The organism is Diaminobutyricimonas aerilata, from assembly GCF_002797715.1.
GTDB lineage: Bacteria > Actinomycetota > Actinomycetes > Actinomycetales > Microbacteriaceae > Diaminobutyricimonas > Diaminobutyricimonas aerilata.
Window position 1 is genome coordinate 695,823 of sequence record NZ_PGFF01000001.1, and the last position, 17,669, is coordinate 713,491.

17 protein-coding genes and 1 riboswitch are annotated in these 17,669 nt (G+C 70.6%); of the genes, 6 read left to right on the top strand and 11 right to left on the bottom strand.

The features are described 5' to 3' along the window. Positions 1–13 precede the first annotated feature (13 nt). Complete coding sequence (locus tag CLV46_RS03415; RefSeq protein WP_100363484.1) at positions 14–907, top strand: LLM class flavin-dependent oxidoreductase; 894 nt, start codon at positions 14–16, stop codon at positions 905–907. Positions 908–937: 30 nt separating this feature from the next. Here the strand turns inward: CLV46_RS03415 and CLV46_RS03420 are convergent, their stop codons facing one another. Together CLV46_RS03420 and CLV46_RS03425 are read right to left on the bottom strand one after the other, a co-directional pair. Continuing rightward, complete coding sequence (locus CLV46_RS03420) at positions 938–2,782, bottom strand: ABC transporter ATP-binding protein (protein ID WP_100363485.1); 1,845 nt, start codon at positions 2,780–2,782, stop codon at positions 938–940. A 42-nt stretch (positions 2,783–2,824) separates the two neighbouring features. Then, positions 2,825–3,037 (bottom strand): hypothetical protein, encoded by a 213-nt coding sequence (locus tag CLV46_RS03425; protein ID WP_100363486.1) that lies wholly within the window; start codon positions 3,035–3,037, stop codon positions 2,825–2,827. Between the two features lie 87 nt (positions 3,038–3,124). Between CLV46_RS03425 and CLV46_RS03430 the strand changes: the two genes are divergently transcribed. The 3 genes from CLV46_RS03430 to CLV46_RS03440 are packed head-to-tail and all read left to right on the top strand — an operon-like array spanning position 3,125 to position 5,705. Then, positions 3,125–4,051 carry an ABC transporter ATP-binding protein gene (locus tag CLV46_RS03430; protein ID WP_100363487.1) on the top strand — a complete coding sequence of 309 codons (927 nt, stop codon included), beginning with the start codon at positions 3,125–3,127 and terminating at the stop codon, positions 4,049–4,051. Then, positions 4,048–4,884 carry an ABC transporter permease gene (locus CLV46_RS03435; RefSeq protein WP_100363488.1) on the top strand — a complete coding sequence of 279 codons (837 nt, stop codon included), beginning with the start codon at positions 4,048–4,050 and terminating at the stop codon, positions 4,882–4,884. The genes CLV46_RS03430 and CLV46_RS03435 overlap by 4 nt, the downstream gene beginning before the upstream one ends. Further along, entirely contained in the window at positions 4,881–5,705 is an 825-nt protein-coding gene (locus tag CLV46_RS03440; RefSeq protein ID WP_245866468.1) for an ABC transporter permease, read from the top strand. The genes CLV46_RS03435 and CLV46_RS03440 overlap by 4 nt, the downstream gene beginning before the upstream one ends. A 5-nt stretch (positions 5,706–5,710) precedes the next feature. Here the strand turns inward: CLV46_RS03440 and CLV46_RS03445 are convergent, their stop codons facing one another. From CLV46_RS03445 to CLV46_RS03460, 4 genes are all read right to left on the bottom strand, one after another. Beyond that, positions 5,711–6,484, bottom strand: coding sequence for an amino acid ABC transporter ATP-binding protein (locus CLV46_RS03445; RefSeq protein WP_100363489.1), 774 nt, complete (start codon positions 6,482–6,484; stop codon positions 5,711–5,713). Continuing rightward, on the bottom strand, positions 6,471–7,130 hold the full coding sequence (locus tag CLV46_RS03450; RefSeq protein ID WP_100363490.1) for an amino acid ABC transporter permease: 660 nt from the start codon (positions 7,128–7,130) through the stop codon (positions 6,471–6,473). Before CLV46_RS03450 ends, CLV46_RS03445 begins: the two co-directional genes overlap by 14 nt. Positions 7,131–7,213: 83 nt before the next feature. Beyond that, positions 7,214–8,029 (bottom strand): amino acid ABC transporter substrate-binding protein, encoded by an 816-nt coding sequence (locus tag CLV46_RS03455; RefSeq protein ID WP_100363491.1) that lies wholly within the window; start codon positions 8,027–8,029, stop codon positions 7,214–7,216. A gap of 119 nt (positions 8,030–8,148) precedes the next feature. Beyond that, complete coding sequence (locus tag CLV46_RS03460; RefSeq protein ID WP_100363492.1) at positions 8,149–9,519, bottom strand: MFS transporter; 1,371 nt, start codon at positions 9,517–9,519, stop codon at positions 8,149–8,151. A 229-nt stretch (positions 9,520–9,748) separates the two neighbouring features. On the opposite strand from CLV46_RS03460, the gene CLV46_RS03465 reads away from it, so the two are divergent. Further along, entirely contained in the window at positions 9,749–10,978 is a 1,230-nt protein-coding gene (locus tag CLV46_RS03465; protein WP_157802204.1) for a low temperature requirement protein A, read from the top strand. Between the two features lie 10 nt (positions 10,979–10,988). Here CLV46_RS03465 and ribH read toward each other — a convergent pair whose 3' ends face one another. From ribH to CLV46_RS03490, 5 genes are all read right to left on the bottom strand, one after another. After that, on the bottom strand, positions 10,989–11,462 hold the full coding sequence (gene ribH, locus CLV46_RS03470; RefSeq protein ID WP_100363493.1) for a 6,7-dimethyl-8-ribityllumazine synthase: 474 nt from the start codon (positions 11,460–11,462) through the stop codon (positions 10,989–10,991). Continuing rightward, positions 11,459–12,742 (bottom strand): 3,4-dihydroxy-2-butanone-4-phosphate synthase, encoded by a 1,284-nt coding sequence (gene ribB / locus CLV46_RS03475; protein WP_100363494.1) that lies wholly within the window; start codon positions 12,740–12,742, stop codon positions 11,459–11,461. The genes ribH and ribB overlap by 4 nt, the downstream gene beginning before the upstream one ends. After that, entirely contained in the window at positions 12,739–13,344 is a 606-nt protein-coding gene (locus CLV46_RS03480) for a riboflavin synthase (protein WP_100363495.1), read from the bottom strand. The genes ribB and CLV46_RS03480 overlap by 4 nt, the downstream gene beginning before the upstream one ends. Then, entirely contained in the window at positions 13,345–14,367 is a 1,023-nt protein-coding gene (gene ribD, locus CLV46_RS03485; RefSeq protein ID WP_245866470.1) for a bifunctional diaminohydroxyphosphoribosylaminopyrimidine deaminase/5-amino-6-(5-phosphoribosylamino)uracil reductase RibD, read from the bottom strand. It lies immediately after the preceding gene. 93 nt (positions 14,368–14,460) lie between these two features. After that, positions 14,461–14,588: riboswitch (FMN riboswitch) on the bottom strand. A 54-nt stretch (positions 14,589–14,642) separates the two neighbouring features. After that, positions 14,643–15,623 carry a sugar-binding transcriptional regulator gene (locus CLV46_RS03490; RefSeq protein WP_100363496.1) on the bottom strand — a complete coding sequence of 327 codons (981 nt, stop codon included), beginning with the start codon at positions 15,621–15,623 and terminating at the stop codon, positions 14,643–14,645. A gap of 92 nt (positions 15,624–15,715) precedes the next feature. Here CLV46_RS03490 and CLV46_RS03495 point away from each other — a divergent pair, with 92 nt between their 5' ends. Beyond that, complete coding sequence (locus CLV46_RS03495; RefSeq protein WP_100363497.1) at positions 15,716–17,428, top strand: glycerol-3-phosphate dehydrogenase/oxidase; 1,713 nt, start codon at positions 15,716–15,718, stop codon at positions 17,426–17,428. The last annotated feature ends 241 nt before the right edge of the window (positions 17,429–17,669 follow it).

The following is a 17,669-nucleotide window of genomic DNA, read 5'->3' on the forward strand; positions in this document are numbered from 1 at the left end:
CTACGCTGTGGCCATGAGACACGGCATCGTCATCCTCCCGCAGGGCGCCTGGCGCGAGCAGGCCGACCGGTGGCGTCGCGCCGAGGAACTCGGCTTCCACACCGGATGGACCTACGACCACCTGTCGTGGAACCCGCTCGACGGTGAGGACTGGGGTGCCGCGATCCCGACCCTGACCGCCGCGGCCCTCGTCACCCGGCGCCTCCGCATCGGCACTTTCGTCGCCTCGCCCAACTTCCGGCATCCGGTGTCGTTCGCCCGTGAACTCGCGACCCTCGACGCCGTCGCCGGCGGCCGGCTGACGCTCGGCGTCGGGTCGGGCTCCGCCACCTCCGACGCTCCCGTGCTCGGCAGCGAACCGCTGTCGCCGCGCGCCCGGCACGCCCGCTTCGACGAGTTCGTGCGCCACCTCGACGTGCTGCTGCGGTTCGAGCCCGAGGGTGCCGACGGCATCCACCTCGAGGGCGAGTGGTTCCGGGCGGTGCGGGCCCGCATGGTCGGTGCACCGGAGCAGAGTCCGCGGCTGCCGTTCGTGGTCGCCGCCGACGGCCCGCGGGGGATCGCGCTCGCCGCCGAGCTCGGCGACGGATGGGTCACGCTCGGGCCGAAGGGGGTGACGGACGACGCCGACTGGTGGTCCGGTGTCGCCGAGCGGGCCGCCCGCATGGAGGAAGCCCTCGTCGCGGCGGGCCGCGACACCGCGGGCTTCACCCGGGTGCTCTCCCTCGACGCCGGACCGGTGTTCTCGCTCGAGAGCGCCGAGCGCTACCGCGAGTATGTGGCGCGCGCGGCGGAACTCGGCTTCACCGACGTCGTCGCGCACTGGCCGCGCGCGAGCCGTCGGTACGTCGGCGACGAGCGTGTGCTCGAGGAGATCGCGCCGGTCCTCGCCGACCGCACCCGCTGACCGAGGCGGGCCCCTCGGGGATTCCGCCGTTCAGACGAGCAGCTGGTGCTTCGCGAGGTCTCGGTACAGCGGCGTCGAGGCGACGAGCTCGGAGTGCGTGCCCACGCCGACGACCCGGCCGTGGTCGAGCACGACGATGCTGTCCGAGTCGACGACGGTCGACAGCCGGTGCGCGATCACGATGAGCGTGCGGTGCTCGGCGACGGCGTCGATCGCCTCGCGCAACAACTGCTCGTTGAGTCCGTCGAGCGACGACGTGGATTCGTCGAGCAGCAGGATGGGCGGGGCCGCGATGAGGGCACGCGCGATCGCGAGGCGCTGACGCTCACCGCCGGAGAGCATGACGCCCTCCTCGCCGACCTGCGCGTCGAGGCCGGCGGGATCGCGGTCGAGCACCTCGCCGAGGTTCACCGCGCGCAGCACCTCGATGCACTCCGCGTCGGTCGCATCCGAGCGCACGAGGGTGAGGTTCTGACGCAGCGTGCCCGCGAGCACCGGCGCATCCTGTTCGACGTACCCGATCTGCGCCCGCAGCTCCTGTCGGTCGAGCGCGCGCACGTCGACGCCGCCCAGGCGCACGACGCCCGCCGTCGGGTCGTAGAACCGCTCGATGAGCGCGAGGATCGTGCTCTTGCCCGCGCCGGAGGGGCCGACGAGGGCGACGCGCGCGCCGCGCGGCACCGAGAAGCTCACCCCGCGCAGCACCTGGTCGTCGGCGGGAGCCGCCTCGGCGCCGAGCTCCGCCACGACGAGCTTCTCGCCCTCGGTGCGGCGTGCCGCGGACGGGTACGCGAACTCCACGTCGTCGAAGCGCACGGCGTCGTCGGTCTCCACGGCCGGAGCCGCGCGGGTCGGGTCGTCGGTCTCGGACTCGGTGGGCAGAGCGACGATCTCCTGGATGCGACCGAGGGCACCGAGGGCCTGGTTGACGGCGTTGATGGCGCCGAACGCGAGGCCCAGCGGCATGATCATCATGAACAGGAAGAGGATGAACGCCACGAGGCTCGCGATGGTGATCGCGCCGCTCGCGACGCGGAACCCGCCGACACCGAGCACCACGAGGAACGAGACCTGCATCGCGATGCCGGCGATCGGCACCACGAGCGCGGAGATCCGCGCGACCCGGATGCCCATCTCCCACGCGCCCTCCGCGTCGCGCTCGACCGCCGCGACCTCGCGCTCGGTCGCGTTCGAGGCGCGCACGGTGCGCACCGCGCTGATGGCGCGCTCGACCGACGCCGCGAGGTCGCCGACCTTCTGCTGCGCCTGCTGGCTCGCCACCCGGATGCGGCCCGAGAGCAACGTGACCGTGACGATCGAGGCCGCCACGACGAGCACCGTGAGCCCGAGCAGCACCGGGTCGATGACGAGCATCGCGATGAGCGCGCCGACGAAGGTGAGCGAGCCGCCGATCGCCTCGACGAGGCCCTGGGTGAGCACGGCACGCAGCAGCGTCGTGTCGCTGCCGACGCGGGAGACGAGGTCCCCCGTGCGACGCGTGTCGAATTCGGAGATCGGCAGCGAGAGCATCCGGCGCACGAGACGGCGCCGGCTCGAGAGCACGACCCCCTCGCCGGTGCGCTGCAGCAGGTAGTGCTGGTACCCGCTGATGAGCCCCGACACGACGACGAGCCCGACGAGCACCCAGACGATCGACCCGACGCCCCTCCCGGACTCGACGACCGCGATGACCTGGCTGACGAGCAGCGGCTGGGCGAGCGATGCCGCGGCACCGAGCACGCTGAGCACCACGACGAAGCCGAGCACACGCTTGTGCTCGAGCAGGTAGGGGAGCAGTTCCGAGAAGCGGGCGCGCGGCCCTTCGTCGGTCTTGGGGCGGCGGAGGCCGCGTCGCGCGGTCGCGGGGGAGCTCATGCGTTTCCTCGTGTCGGGGTGTGGGTGGGGCGGTGGCGCATCTCAGCGTCGTCCGTAGCGCTTGTGAACCGCCTGACGGCTCACTCCGAGAGCGGTGGCGATCATCTGCCAGCCGTAGCCGAGGTTGCGCGCGCGTCGCACGAGGGTCGCCTCCTGGCGGTCGAGTTCGACGCGCATCGCGGCAACGGCGCGCAGTGCGCTGAGCGGGTCCTCGGCGCCGGCGTCGCCGGCGAGGGTGCGGAGGGTGTCGGCCATGTTGTCAACCGTAGTTGACAGGCTCCGGGTCGTCAACTCGGGTTGACATCCCGCGGATGACGGGGGTCGGCGCTAGGCTCACGTTCCGTGTCCGACGCCGCCATCACCGCCCGCTCCCTGACGAAGCGGTACGGGGACTTCACGGCGGTCGACGGCATCGACTTCGATGTGGCCCCAGGGGAATCGTTCGGCCTGCTCGGCCCCAACGGCGCCGGCAAGTCGACCACCATGCGGATGGTCGGGGCCGTCTCGACCCGCACCGAGGGCGAGCTGCGCATCCTGGGCCTCGACCCGAACTCGGCCGGGCCCGAGATCCGCGCGCAGCTGGGCGTCGTGCCGCAGGCGGACAACCTCGACACCGAACTCCGGGTGCGCGAGAACCTGCTCGTCTACGGACGCTACTTCGGGTTGCCGCGCGCGCACGTCGCGCAGCGCGCCGACGAGCTGCTCGCGTTCGCGCAACTCGAAGACAAGGCGAAGGCGAAGGTCGACGACCTCTCCGGCGGCATGAAGCGCCGCCTGACGATCGCCCGATCGCTCATCAACAGCCCGCGGCTGCTGCTGCTCGACGAGCCCACCACCGGTCTCGACCCGCAGGCGCGGCACATCCTGTGGGACCGCTTGTTCCGCTTGAAGGAGCAGGGCACGACCCTGCTGCTCACGACCCACTACATGGACGAGGCGGAGCAGTTGTGCGACCGCCTCGTCGTCGTCGACAAGGGCCGCATCATGGCGGAGGGGTCGCCGGCGCAGCTGATCCGTGAGCACTCCACGCGCGAGGTCGTCGAACTGCGTTTCGGGTCGGACCGCAACGCCGAGGTGGCCGCCCAGCTGCACGACGTCGGCGAGCGTCGCGAGGTGCTGCCCGACCGCATCCTCGTCTACACCGACGACGGGGAGGCGGTGCTCTCGGCGGTCACCGAGCGCGGCCACCACCCCATCACGAGCCTCGTGCGACGGTCGTCGCTCGAGGACGTGTTCCTGCGACTCACCGGCCGGAGCCTGATCGAATGACCGCGCCCGCATCCGAGAGGCCGGATGCCGTGAGCCTCGCCGCGAGACCGCGCCGCTTCGGTGCGTGGTACGTCGCCGAGCACAACATCCGGCGGATGGGCAACTACAGCCAGACGTTCCTCATGACGGCGGTCGGCACGCCGCTGCTGTACCTCTTCGCCTTCGGGATCGGCCTCTCGACGCTCGTGAGCGCCAACCTCGGTCCGAACGCCGTCGACGGGGTCAGCTACCTCGCCTTCGTCGCCCCCGCGCTCATCTGCGCGGCCGCGATCACGGTCGCCTCGGAGGAGTTCACGTACACGGTGATGATGGGTTTCAAGTGGGTGCCGACCTACATCGGCATGAACGCAACGCCGCTGCGTCCGTTCCAGATCGTCGACGGACTCATCATCTTCGTGGCGCTGCGGATGCTCGCCGGGGCGCTCATCTATTACGCGATCATGCTCATGTTCGGTGCGGTCCCGGATGCCGCGGGGTGGCTGACCGTGCCGATCTCGGTGCTCACCGGGCTCGCGTTCGGCACCCCGCTCATGGCCTACAGCTGCTCGCTCACCGAGGACCGCGGGCAGTTCGCCATGGTCATGCGGTTCATCGTGCTGCCGATGACACTCTTCAGCGGCACGATGTTCCCGCTCACCCAGCTGCCGGTGTTCCTGCAGTGGATCGGCTGGATCTCCCCGCTCTGGCACGGCACCGAGCTCGCCCGTCAGGTCGCCTACGGCGCGAGCGAGCCGATCTGGCTCACCGTCGCGCACGTGCTCTTCCTCGTCGCCCTCGCTGTGCTGGGCTGGCGCCTGGCCGTGCGCATCACGACGCGGAGGCTCGACAAGTGACGGCGACCGAGACCGGAACGGTGACGCGCAGCGGCGGAGGCGTGCGTGCGCTCTACGCCGGCAACGCCCGTTCCGTCATGTACCGCGGCTACCTCGCGACGAAGAGCTCGAACGCGCTCGTCGTGCTCTCCGGGCTGTTCGAGCCGGTGTTCTACCTGCTCTCGCTCGGGTACGGTCTCGGCGGGTTCATCGGCGACATCCCCGACGGACACGGCGGCACCATCCCGTACGCCGCGTTCATCGCCCCGGCGCTCCTCGCCGTCTCGGCGATGAACGGCGCCGTCTACGACTCGACGTGGAACGTGTTCTTCAAGATGAAGTTCGGCAAGCTCTACGAGGGCATGCTCGCGACGAGCCTCGGCCCGCTCGACGTGGCGCTCGGCGAGATCCTGCTCGCCCTCGTGCGCGGTGCGCTCTACGCGGTCGCCTTCATGGTGGTGATGCAGGTCGCCGGCCTCAACCTGGCCTGGACAGCCGTGCTCGCGCTGCCGGCCATCCTGCTCATCGCATTCGGCTTCGCGAGCTTCGGCATGGCGGTCACGAGCTACATGAAGACGTTCCAGCAGATGGACTGGGTCAACTTCGTGATGCTGCCGATGTTCCTGTTCTCGGCCACGTTCTATCCGCTCACCGTCTACCCCGAGCCGGTGCAGTGGGCGATCCAGGCGATGCCGCTCTGGCACGGCGTGGAGCTCGTGCGCGGACTCACCACGGGTGTGGTGGGCCCCGGACTGCTCGTGCACGTGCTCTACTACGTCGTCATGATCGCGATCGGCATGGTGTTCACGACGCGGCGGCTGCGCGCGCTGTTCCTCGACTGAGCGGGTCAGAGCGGGTTGGTGAGCCGCTCGATGAACCGCTTGGTGCGCTCCTGACGGGGTGCGCCGAACAGCTGCGCCGGCGCCCCGCGCTCGATCACCCGTCCGCCGTCGAGGAACACCACCTCGTCCGCCACCTGGCGTGCGAACGACAGCTCGTGCGTCACCACGACCATGGTCCATCCCTCGTCGGCGAGCTCCTTGATGACGGCGAGCACCTCTCCGACGAGCTCCGGATCGAGGGCCGACGTCGGCTCGTCGAAGAGCAGCAGCTGGGGTCGCAGCGCGAGAGCCCGCACGATGCCGACGCGCTGCTGCTGCCCGCCGGAGAGCTCGAACGGGTAGCTGTCGCGCTTCTCGCGGAGTCCCACGCGATCGAGCAGCGCCTCGGCCTCGACCTCGACCTCGGCGCGCGGCCGCCGCTGCACGAGCACGGGGCCTTCGGTCACGTTCTGCAGCACCGTGCGGTGGGGGAACAGGTTGTAGTGCTGGAACACCATGGCGGAGCGGTCGCGCAGGGTGTCGCGGGTGCGCTGGGTCACCGGGCCCGCGAAGTCGACGCGCACGCCGCCCACCTCGAGCGTTCCCGCATCCGGCACCTCGAGTCCGTTGAGCGACCGCAGCATCGTCGTCTTGCCCGAGCCCGAGGGCCCGATGAGGGTGAGTACGCGACCGCGCTCCAGGTCGAGATCGATGCCGTCGAGCACACGCTGGCCGTCGAACGACTTGGTGATGCCGCGGGCCGTGAGCACGGCGCCGGCGGCGGGATCAGTGGGCGACATAGCGGTCGAGCCTCCTCTCCACGCGACTCTGCGCGGTCGACAGCACGAGGCAGAACACCCAGTAGACGAGCGCCGCCTCGATGTAGAGCAGCATGAACTCCTGGCTGAACGCCGCGACCTTCTGCGATTCGCGGAACAGTTCGGTGACGAGGATGAGCGAGGCGAGTGAGGTGTCTTTCACGAGGCTGATGAACGTGTTCGACAGCGGCGGTACCGACACCCGGGCGGCCTGCGGCAGGATGATGCGCCTCAGGGTGAGCGAGCGCGACATGCCGATCGTGTACCCCGCCTCCCACTGCCCCTTCGGCACGGAGAGGATCGCCGCGCGGATGACCTCGGCGGCGTATCCGCCGACGTTGAGGGAGAACGCGATGATCGCGCTGGGCCACGGGTCGATGGTCAGCCCGATCGAGGGCAGCCCGTAGAAGATCACGAACAGCTGCACGAGCAGCGGCGTGCCGCGGATCACCGAGATGTAGAAGCGCGCGACGGCCTGCAGCAGGCGGTTCCTCGAGATGCGGGCGAGGGCGACGGCGAGGGCGATGACGAGCCCGAGCGCGAACGACGACAGGGCGAGCGGGATGGTGCCGACGAACCCGCCGCGCACGATCGGCCACAGCGACGACCAGAACAGCTCCCAGTCCATGCGCCTCCTGACGGTGGGTCCGGCGGGTCGCCGGGACGAGCGAGGGGGCGGTCTCGCGACCGCCCCCTCCAGTGTGGTGCCGACTACTGCGTGACGTCGGCCCCGAAGTACTTCTCGGAGATCTCGGCCAGGGTGCCGTCGGCGCGCAGCTCGGCGAGCGCGTCGTTCACGGCCTCGACGAGGTCCGTGCTGCCCTTGCGGAAGGTCAGGGCGTTGCGGGAGGCGTCCTCCGTCTCGGCGACGACCTTCAGGTCGTCCGCGCCCTCGGTCTTCTCGAAGTCGAGGAAGGTCAGCTCGTCGTTGACGGTCGCGTCGACGCGGCCCTGGCGCAGCAGCTCGACGGCCTGCGCCCATCCCTCGACCGCTTCGACGTTCGCTCCGAAGCCCTCGGCGACCTCGTACCAGTTGCTCGTGAGCGACTGCGCGGTCGTGCGACCCTCGAGGTCCTCGAACGAGGTGATGTCGGTGTCGGCCGGGGCGATCAGCACGCCGGGCGAGATCGTGTAGGGCTCGCTGAAGTCGTACTTCTCCTCCCGCTCGTCGTTGATCGAGACCTGGTTGGCGATCACATCGAACCGGCCGGACTCCAGCCCCGCGAAGATCGCGTCCCACTGGGTCTCCTGGAACTCCACGTCGACGCCGAGCTTCTCCGCGACCGCGGTCACGATCTCCACGTCGAAGCCGGTGAGGTCGCCGGAGCCGCCCTCGTGGAAGGTGAAGGGGCGGTAGGTGCCCTCCGTGCCGACGACGAGCACTCCCGCATCCTGCACCGCGTCGAGCGAGAGACCCTCCGGCTCGGTGCCGGCGCCGCCGCTGCTGTCGCCGCCGCCGGAGGAGCACGCGGCGAGCGTGAGGGCGGTCGCGGCGGCCAGGGTCAGTGCGGTGATGCGGCGCTTCATAGGGTCCTCGTTCGAATGGTGCGGCGTCCCGGATCGGGTCGCTGGGGGAGAGCGCCGGGTCGGGCGCCCACTCAGGGTAGACGCCCGACCGCAGAGATCCCCGCGAGGATGACCCCGCGTTACGGAGCCAGCGCGCCGGAGGTCGACGGCTCCTCGTCGAGGGACACGTCGCGCGTCTCCCGCGTCAGCAGCAGGGCGACGAGCGTGAGCAGTGCGGCACCGGAGAGGTACAGCCCGACGAGGAAGATGTCGCCGTCGGTCGTCCACAGCTGCAGCGCCACGTACGGGGCCAGGGAGGCACCGAGGATGCTCGCGACGTTGTACGAGATGCCGGAACCGGTGTAGCGCACGCGGGTCGGGAACAGCTCGGGCAGCAACGCCCCCATCGGCCCGAAGGTCATGCCCATGAGCGCGAGCCCGACGATGAGGAACGTCACGGCGGCGAACGCGTCCTGCTGCGCCTGCCCGAGCCACACCTGGAACGTCAGACCGAACAGCAGGATGCCGATCGTGGTGACGATGAGGGTGCGCCGACGGCCGTACTTGTCGGCGAGCCACCCCGCGAGCGGGGTGGTGATGCCGAAGAAGACCACGCCGATGAGCAGCAGTCCGAGGAAGGTGTTGCGGTCGAACCCGAGTCCCGGCTTCGCCACGCCCTCGAGGGGGGTGGTGCCGTAGCTCAGCGTGAACGCCGTCATGAAGTAGAACAGCACGTAGGTGGCGAGCATGATGAAGGTGCCGAGGATGAGCGGACGCCACGCGGTGCGCACCACGTCGGCGAGTGGCAGCTTCGCGACCTCGCCGCGCTCCTTCGCCCGCTGGAACACCGTCGCCTCGACGAGCTTCAGTCGCACGTAGAGCCCGACGATGACGAGCACCGCGCTGAGCAGGAACGGGATGCGCCAGGCCCAGGTGAGGAACGCGTCCTGCGGCAGCGTCAGCGACAGGATGAGGAACAGGCCGTTGGCGAGGATGAAGCCGATCGGGGCGCCGAGCTGCGGCGCGCTGCCGAAGATGCCGCGCTTGGACTCCGGCGCGTTCTCGGTGGCGAGCAGCGCCGCCCCGCTCCACTCGCCGCCGAGACCGAGTCCCTGACCGAAGCGCATGACCGCGAGCAGGATGGGCGCGAGAACGCCGATCTGCTCGAAGGTCGGCAGCACGCCGATGAGGAACGTCGAGATCCCCATCGTGAGCAGCGATGCGACGAGGGTCGCCTTCCGGCCGATGCGGTCGCCGAAGTGGCCGAACACGATCGAGCCCAGCGGGCGTGCGAAGAACGCGAGGGCGAAGGTCGCGAACGACAGCACCTGCTCGGCGAACGCGTTGTCGCTCGGGAAGAAGAGGGCGGGGAAGACGATGACCGCGGCCGTCGCATAGACGTAGAAGTCGTAGAACTCGATCGAGGTGCCGACGAGGCTCGCGATGATCACGCGCGAGCGCGGATTCGCGGGACTGTTCGGTGCGGTCGCCGGAGCGGCGGGAGACGACATGGGGAACTCCGATGCGCCGACGGAGGCACGCTCCGCCGGGGGACGAAGGGCGGATCGGGCGGGGACGGGCGGGGTGGCGCGTACTCGACCGCGCGACGTTGCCCGTGTGAGAGAGAATGAGGCCGCTTGTGGCGGCACCGGAATACCCTACGCCTCCGCGGGCATCCCGCCGACCGGATCACCCCATGGCGTGGCCGCTGCTCGGTACGATGCCGTCGGAGGAGGACGGATGAGCGGGCGGGTGGATCTCAGGTCACGGTTGCTGCGCGCGCGCACCTCCGACGAAGGGCACCGCGTCACGACCTACGAGCTGTTCTTCGACCTCGTCTTCGTGTTCGCCTTCACCCAGGTGACCCACCACATGGCCCACGAGCACTCGGCCGTGGGCGTGCTGCAGGCGCTCGTCATCCTCGGCGTGCTGTGGTGGTCGTGGACCTCGTACAGCTGGCTCGCCAACCAGACCTTCGTCGACGAGGGACTCGTGCGCCTCGGCATGGCGGTCGCGATGGCCTCGATGTTCGTCGTGGCGCTCGTGATCCCCGAGGCGTTCCACGACCTCGAGGGAGGACTCTCCGGTCCGCTCGTCTTCGTCGCCGCCTACGCCGTCGTGCGCATCACCCACGTCGCGCTGTACCTGATCGCCGCGGGGGAGGACGGAGGACTGCGGCGCCAGGTCATCGTCAACATCGTGCCGCTCGTGATCGGAGTCGGGCTCCTGCTGCTCGGCGTGCTCGTCGGGGGAGAGGCGCAACTGCCGATCTGGGCCGCGGCCATGGTGCTCGACCTCGGTGTCACCTACATCCTGTCGAGGAACGGCAACTGGCGGGTGCACTCGGCGGCCCACTGGTCCGAGCGGTACGGCCTCGTCGTCATCCTCGCGCTCGGCGAGTCGATCGTCGCGATCGGGGTGGGCGCCTCGGAGCTGCCCATCTCGGTTCCGCTGCTCGTCGGCTCGCTGCTGGCCGTCGCACTCTCGCTGCTGTTGTGGTGGTTGTACTTCGATGTGCTGTCGATCGCGGCCGAGCACGAACTCGCCCGGCGCAAAGGAGCCGCACGCGCGACCCTCGCCGTCGAGGCCTACACCTACGTCCACATGTTCCTCATCGCGGGCGTCGTCATCAGCGCTCTCGGCGTGGAGGAGGTCATGGCGCACGTCGACGACCCCGAACCGCTCGGTCTGTTCGGATCGGTCGCGCTGCTGGGCGGCACCTCGCTCTACCTCGCCGCGCACGCGCTGTTCTGGCGTCGCACGGGCGGGTCGTGGAAGTGGTGGCGGCTCGCGGCGGCCACCGCGTTGCTCGCACTGATCCCGCTCGTGGCGCTCGTGCATCCGCTCGCCGCGCTGGCCGTGGCGGTGCTCGTCACGGCGGTGCCGGTGGCCGTCGAGACGGTGCGGTACCGCGAGCACCGTGCCGGCGTCCGCGCCGGACTGCACCGGTCCGCCGCGGACGCCGACTGACGTCAGCGCGTCACGCGGTGCGGAGGTCGCGCAGCAGCACGGCGGTGACGAGCGCCGCCTCGGCCGCCTCGGCGCCCTTGTCCTCCTTCGACCCGGGCAGACCGGCCCGATCGATGCCCTGCTGCTCGTCGTCCAGGGTGAGCACCCCGAAGCCCACCGGCTTGCCGGTGTCGAGCGCGACGCGGGTCAGGCCGTCGGTCGCCGCCGCGGCGACGTAGTCGAAGTGCGGCGTGCCACCGCGGATGATGACGCCGAGCGCGACCACCGCGTCCGCGCCGTTCTCGAGCGCCGTCTTCGCGACGACGGGCAGCTCGAAGCTGCCGGGCACGCGCACCTCGGTCACCTCGGCACCCGCCTCGGCGAGACGCCGGTGAGCGCCGGCGAGCAGCCCGTCGGTGATCGTGTCGTGCCAGCGGCCCGCCACGATCGTGACGCGCACGCCCGTGCCGTCCACGTTCTGGGTGGGGGAGCCTTCTCCGCTCATGAGGTGTGTCCTTCCAGTTCCGCGAGGATCTCCTCGCTCGTGATGTCGTCGGGCAGGCGGTGGCCCATCCGGTCGCGCTTGGTCTCCAGGTACTGCTCGTTGTCCTGCCCGACACCCACCACGAGCGGCACGAGCGCCTCGACGTGGATGCCGCGCTCCTCGAGGCCGGCGACCTTGGCGGGGTTGTTGCTGAGCAGGCGCACGGACGTCAACCCGAGGTCTTCGAGGATCGCCACCGCGGCGCCGTAGTCGCGTGCATCCGCCGGCAGGCCGAGCGCGAGGTTCGCGTCGAGCGTGTCGAGACCCTGCTCCTGAAGGCGGTAGGCGCGCAGCTTGTTGATGAGGCCGATGCCGCGTCCCTCGTGACCGCGCAGGTAGACGACGACACCGCCTTCGGCCTGGATGGTGTCGAGTGCGGTCGCCAGCTGCGGTCCGCACTCGCACTTGAGCGAGCCGAACGCCTCGCCGGTGAGGCACTCCGAGTGCACGCGCACGAGGGCGCCGTCGGTGACGGGACCGCTCACGATCGCGACGTGGTCGGCCCCGGTCATCCGGTCGCGGTAGGCCCGCATCTCGAACGCTCCGTGCGTGGTCGGCACGCGGGTCTCGACCTCGAAGCGCACGCGCGGCGACTCCGGGATCTCGACGGGGGTGGGCAGTTCCTGGTCGCAGTGGAACTCCTGCAGGTGCGCGATGAGCTCCTCGATCGTGATGACCGGCACGCCGTGCTCCTCGCCGAGGGCGATGAGCCCGGGCAGGCGCATCATCTCGCCGTCGTCGGCGACGATCTCGGCGATCGCGCCGACCGGGGTGAGCCCGGCGAGCTTCATCAGGTCCACGGCGGCCTCGGTGTGCCCGTTCCGCTCCCGCACACCGCCCTCGACGGCGCGCAGCGGCAGGATGTGGCCCGGGCGGTGCAGGTCGCCGGCGACCGAGTCGAGGTCGGCGAGCACGCGCAGGGTGTGCGCGCGGTCGGCGGCGCTGATGCCGGTGGAGAGCCGGTCCGCGGCGTCGACCGACACGGTGTAGTTGGTGCCGCGCGGATCCTGGTTGACCGCGACCATGAGCGGCAGCTCGAGCCGGTCGGCGATCTCGTTGGTCATCGGGGCGCAGATGAAGCCGGAGCTGTGCTTGACGGTCCACGCCACCCACTCCTGGGTCGCGTGCTGGGCGGAGAGCACCACGTCGCCCTCGTTCTCGCGGCTCTCATCGTCGACGACGATGACGGGACGGCCGGCGCGCAGCGCCTCGAGGGCGGTGGGGATGTCGGAGAGGCTCATGAGTAGGTCCGTTCGGTCAGGGAGAGCATGCGCTCGACGTGACGGGCGACGATGTCGGTCTCGAGGTTCACCCGGTCGCCGACCGTGAGCAGGCCGAGCGTCGTCGCGGTGAGGGTCTCCGGAATGAGGGAGACCTCGAACCAGTCGTCGCCGACGTCGGAGACGGTGAGCGAGACACCGTCGACGGCGATCGACCCCTTGCGGGCGACGAGCGGCGCGAGCTCGGTCGGCAGCGAGACGCGCACGACGCGCCACGCGTCGCCGGGGGTGACGGCGAGCACCTGGCCGGTGCCGTCGATGTGGCCCTGCACGATGTGTCCGCCGAGCCGGTCGCCGAGGGCGGCCGCGCGCTCGAGGTTGACGCGCGCGCCCGGGGTGACGCCGCCGAGTGTGCTCATCGCGATCGTCATGGCCATCACGTCGGCCGTGAACCAGTCCGGTCCCTGCTCGACGACCGTGAGGCACACGCCGCTCACCGAGATGGAGGCGCCGTGCACGGCGTCGGAGACGGCGAGGGGGCCGCGCACGGTGATCCGGGCGGCGTCGGCGCTGGGTTCCCAGGCGACGACTTCGCCGAGTTCTTCGATGATTCCGGTGAACATTCAGTCCTCCTGTGGTCGAGCGGTGAGGTGCAGGTCGTCGCCGAGGCTCTCGATCGACAGCAGTCGCAGCCGTCGGGCTTCGGTGATGGTCGGGATGCCGAGGTCGCCGATGGCGAGCTTCGGTCCGCCCAGCAGGGCGGGGGCGAGGTAGATGCTGAACTCGTCGGCGAGTCCCGCGGCGACGAACGCGCTCGCGAGGATCGGCCCGCCTTCGACGTACACGCGACGCACTCCGCGCGAGTACAGGTCGGTGAGGATGCGGTCGAGGTCGCGCGTGCCGGTCTCGACGAGTCCGGCCGGGTGGCGGCGCAGCTTCGCCCCGTCCGGCACGGGGCGCTCGCCGATCACGACGGGGAGCGGCTGGCGCCCGAGCAGTTCACCGGCCTCACCGCGGGCGGTGAGCTCCGGGTCGTCCGCGAGCACGGTTCCGGAGCCGACGGCGATCGCGTCGTGCGCGGCGCGTTCCTCGTGCACCCGCTGCCGTGCGGCCGTGCCCGTGATCCAGCGGCTGCTGCCGTCGGCGGCCGCGACGCGGCCGTCGAGGGTCGAGGCCCACTTGACGGTGACCCAGGGACGGGCTCGCCGCACCGCGGTGAGCCACACCTCGAGGAACTGCGAGACCTCGTCGGCGAGGACGCCGCCGGTCACCTCGATGCCGGCCTCGCGCAAGCGGTCCGCGCCGCCGCGCGAGTTCTCGCCCGGGTCGGACACCGCGTACACGACGCGCGCGACGCCGGCGGCGATGAGCGCTTCGGAGCACGGCCCCGTGCGACCGGTGTGGTTGCACGGTTCGAGCGTCACGACGGCGGTGAGCCCTCGCGCGTCGGCGACGCGCGAGAGGGCGTCCACCTCGGCGTGGGCCGTGCCGGCGCCGCGGTGCCAGCCCTCGGCGACGAGGGTGCCGTCGGCGTCGAGCAGGACGCAGCCGACCTGCGGATTGCCACCGGTCACGGGGCCGCGCGCCGCGATGTCGAGCGCGTGGCGCATCGCGTCGCCGTAGCGGCCTTCGGGGGGCTGCTGCATGTCGGGTCCTCGGTCTCCTGGTGTGGATTCCGGGGCGCTGGCTCGCGAGGAGCCCGGTCGCTCGCGCGACCGTCGCGGACGCCGAAGCGCCCGCGCGTGCTTCCTCCCATCCGGACTTTAACCGTCGGTACCGGAATTCCACCGGTTCGGCCCCACCGCTGGTGGCGGGGTTCGCGGACTATGACCGCCGGCTCGGATTTTCACCGACCCCGGAGCACGTGCTTGTTTCGCATGCTACAACGCCGGGGCATCCGCCGTATTCCCGTGACGCCGCGCTACGCCGACGGCGTGTCCACGAGGTGCCGGGCGGTCTGCTCGTCGACCACGAGATCGGTGATCACGCCCGCGGCGAGTGCACCGCCCAGGCTGCGGGCCTTCGAGACGCCGCTCACGATGCAGAACCGCCTCGGGATGCCGCGCAGCACCTCCAGCGACGGGCCGCTCGAACGTGCGTTGAGTCCGATGCCCTCGTCGCTGCCGTCGGCCCGGTAGAAGACGGTGGCCACGTCGCCGACGACGCCCGACTCGGCGAGCTCCCGCCGGTCGCGCGCGTCGAAGTAGTCGCCCGCGTAGACGTGGCTCGGCACGGTGGCGACGGGGGAGCCGAGGCCGAAGACGGCGAGATCGAGGCGCCGCTGCAGCTCCAACACGCGCCGGATGCTGCGCTCGCGCCACAGCGCCTCCTTCGTCGCCGGATCGTCGAAGAGGGCGGGCACCGAGAACTGGTGGGCCTCGGCGCCGAAGGCGAGAGCGAAGCGGTTGAGGATCTCGCCGGCGTAGGGGATGCCCGAGGTGCGTTCGTTGGCGGCGCCGTTGAGCTGCACGAGGTGCGTGTTGTGCGTCTTCTTCTGCGGCAGGTGGCGTGCGACGGCGCTCACGGTCGAGCCCCAGGCGAGCCCGATGCGCATGTTCGAGTCCACGAGGGTCGTGAGAATCCGTGCGGCCGAGAGCGCCACGCGCTCGAGGCGGTCGACGTCGCTCGTGCGGTCGGGCACCGGCACGACGTGGGCGGTGACCCCGTAGCGGTCCTGCAGTTCGTGCTGAAGCCGCGAGATGAGGTCGAGGGGTGAGTGGATCGAGATCTGCACGAGCCCCGCCTCCCGGGCGAAGCTCAGCAGGCGGGAGACCGAGGACCGCGACGTGTGCAGCTCGCGGGCGATGGTCTCCATCGTCAGGTCCTGCATGTAGTAGAGCTGCGCGGCGCGCAGCGCGTCGCGCGCCTTGAGGGACGACGGGTCGACCGTCTCGATCGTCATGACCCCACTGTGCACGTTTGTGCAGCCGAGTTGCAAGTTCGTGCGGCCGAGCGCATGGTGTGAGGGAAACATCCGTCGACCGAAAGCACGCCGTGAGCACGCTCAGCCCCATCACCCGGCCGGCCGTCGCCGACCTCGCCGCACACCCCCGCGCCAGCGTCCTCATCATCGGGGGCGGGATCAACGGGGTCGCCACCTTCCGCGACCTCGCGCTGCAAGGTGTCGACGTCGTACTCGTCGAGCGTGGCGACTTCGTCTCCGGCGCCTCCTCGGCCTCCTCGCACATGGTGCACGGCGGCATCCGCTACCTCGAGAACGGCGAGTTCCGACTCGTCAAGGAGTCGGTGACCGAGCGCAACATGCTGCTGCGCACCGCCCCGCACTACGTCAAGCCGCTGCTCACGACGGTTCCGATCTTCAGCACGTTCTCGGGCATCCTCTCGGCGCCGCTGCGTTTCCTCACCCACAAGCAGGGCAAGCCGAGCGAACGCGGCGCCCTGCTCATCAAGGTCGGCCTCACCATCTACGACACGTTCTCGCGCGGGGGAGGCGCCGTGCCGCGGCACCGCTTCCGCGGGCGTGCCGCGTCGCTGCGCGACCTGCCGCGCCTGAACCCCGACCTCGCGTACACGGCGAGCTACTACGACGCGTCGATGCACGACCCCGAGCGACTCGCCCTCGATGTGCTGCGCGACGGTCTCGACGCCGGGCCGCACGCGCGCGCGGTCAACTACGTCGAGGCGATCGGCACCGACGACGGCGGCGTGGTCGTGCGCGATCGCGAGACCGGCGAACGGATCGTGCTGCGTGCCGACGTGGTCGTCAACACGACCGGACCGTGGACCGACCTCACCAACCGTGCTCTCGGGCGCGAGACGGCGTACATGGGCGGCACCAAGGGCTCGCACATCGTGCTCGACAACCCGGAACTGCTCGCCGCGACCGCCGGGCGGGAGATCTTCTTCGAGCACTCCGACGGGCGCATCGTGCTCGTCTACCCGCTCAAGGGCCGGGTCATGGTGGGCACGACCGACATCGACGCGGATCCCTCGCAGCCGGTCGTCTGCACCGAGGAGGAGGTCGACTACTTCTTCGACCTCGTGAAGCACGTCTTCCCCGACATCACGGTGACCCGCGACCAGATCGTCTACCGGTTCGCCGGCATCCGCCCGTTGCCGCGGCACGACGACACCCAGCCCGGGTTCGTCTCCCGTGACTACCGGATCGAGCGCGGCGAGCTCGGCGGGGCGCCGCTGCTGAGCCTCGTCGGCGGCAAGTGGACGACCTTCCGGGCCCTCGCCGAGCACCTCTCGAATGACGTGCTCGGCATCCTCGGCCGCGAACGTCGCGTGAGCACGGCGGGGCTTCCCATCGGCGGCGGCCGCGACTACCCGTCGACCGAGGCCGCGCGTCGGGTCTGGACCGTCGCCAACGGCGACGAGGTGGGCACCGTGCGCGCCGGTCAGCTGCTCGAGCGTTACGGCACCCGCGCCGCGGCGATCATCGACTCGCTCGGCGAGCACGACGTGCCGCTCGAGAACGCGCCCGACTACACCCGCGACGAGATCGCGCGCCTCGTGGCCGACGAGCAGGTCGTGCACCTGCTCGACCTCGTGATGCGGCGCACGTCGCTCGCCTTCGTCGGAGCGGTCGACGAGCCGCTGCTGCGCGAGCTCGCGGAGATCGCCGGCACCGTGCTCGGCTGGGACGCCGGGCGCCGCGAGGCGGAGATCAGCGCGACGGCCGCCGAACTGCGCGACGCGCACGGCGTCGACCTGCACGGCCGGGAGCACGTCGCGGGCTGACCGCCGACGACTTCGCGGGGCGAACGGCCGAGTGGGAGAGGCGCGCCGGAAGGGAACAGATCCTGAAGGGCGCACAAACGTGCAGGCGTTTCTCTTGCCGGGTGTTCCCGGGAATCGCTAGGTTCCGAATGATTCGTTCAACTCCCGGTTCCCCGTGGACCATGTGGTCCCGCCGGGAGGATGCGGAAAGGTCAACGTGGACACGGATCTGGGACAACTGTTCCTCTCTGAACTCGTCGGT

Bases quoted from the DNA above. Each gene is read 5' to 3' on its own strand.
- CLV46_RS03415 (WP_100363484.1), top strand. From the start codon at position 14: ATGAGACACGGCATCGTCATCCTCCCGCAGGGCGCCTGGCGCGAGCAG.
- CLV46_RS03420 (WP_100363485.1), bottom strand. From the start codon at position 2,782: ATGAGCTCCCCCGCGACCGCGCGACGCGGCCTCCGCCGCCCCAAGACC.
- CLV46_RS03425 (WP_100363486.1), bottom strand. From the start codon at position 3,037: ATGGCCGACACCCTCCGCACCCTCGCCGGCGACGCCGGCGCCGAGGAC.
- CLV46_RS03435 (WP_100363488.1), top strand. From the start codon at position 4,048: ATGACCGCGCCCGCATCCGAGAGGCCGGATGCCGTGAGCCTCGCCGCG.
- CLV46_RS03445 (WP_100363489.1), bottom strand. From the start codon at position 6,484: ATGTCGCCCACTGATCCCGCCGCCGGCGCCGTGCTCACGGCCCGCGGC.
- CLV46_RS03450 (WP_100363490.1), bottom strand. From the start codon at position 7,130: ATGGACTGGGAGCTGTTCTGGTCGTCGCTGTGGCCGATCGTGCGCGGC.
- CLV46_RS03455 (WP_100363491.1), bottom strand. From the start codon at position 8,029: ATGAAGCGCCGCATCACCGCACTGACCCTGGCCGCCGCGACCGCCCTC.
- CLV46_RS03460 (WP_100363492.1), bottom strand. From the start codon at position 9,519: ATGTCGTCTCCCGCCGCTCCGGCGACCGCACCGAACAGTCCCGCGAAT.
- CLV46_RS03465 (WP_157802204.1), top strand. From the start codon at position 9,749: ATGAGCGGGCGGGTGGATCTCAGGTCACGGTTGCTGCGCGCGCGCACC.
- ribH (WP_100363493.1), bottom strand. From the start codon at position 11,462: ATGAGCGGAGAAGGCTCCCCCACCCAGAACGTGGACGGCACGGGCGTG.
- ribB (WP_100363494.1), bottom strand. From the start codon at position 12,742: ATGAGCCTCTCCGACATCCCCACCGCCCTCGAGGCGCTGCGCGCCGGC.
- CLV46_RS03480 (WP_100363495.1), bottom strand. From the start codon at position 13,344: ATGTTCACCGGAATCATCGAAGAACTCGGCGAAGTCGTCGCCTGGGAA.
- ribD (WP_245866470.1), bottom strand. From the start codon at position 14,367: ATGCAGCAGCCCCCCGAAGGCCGCTACGGCGACGCGATGCGCCACGCG.
- CLV46_RS03490 (WP_100363496.1), bottom strand. From the start codon at position 15,623: ATGACGATCGAGACGGTCGACCCGTCGTCCCTCAAGGCGCGCGACGCG.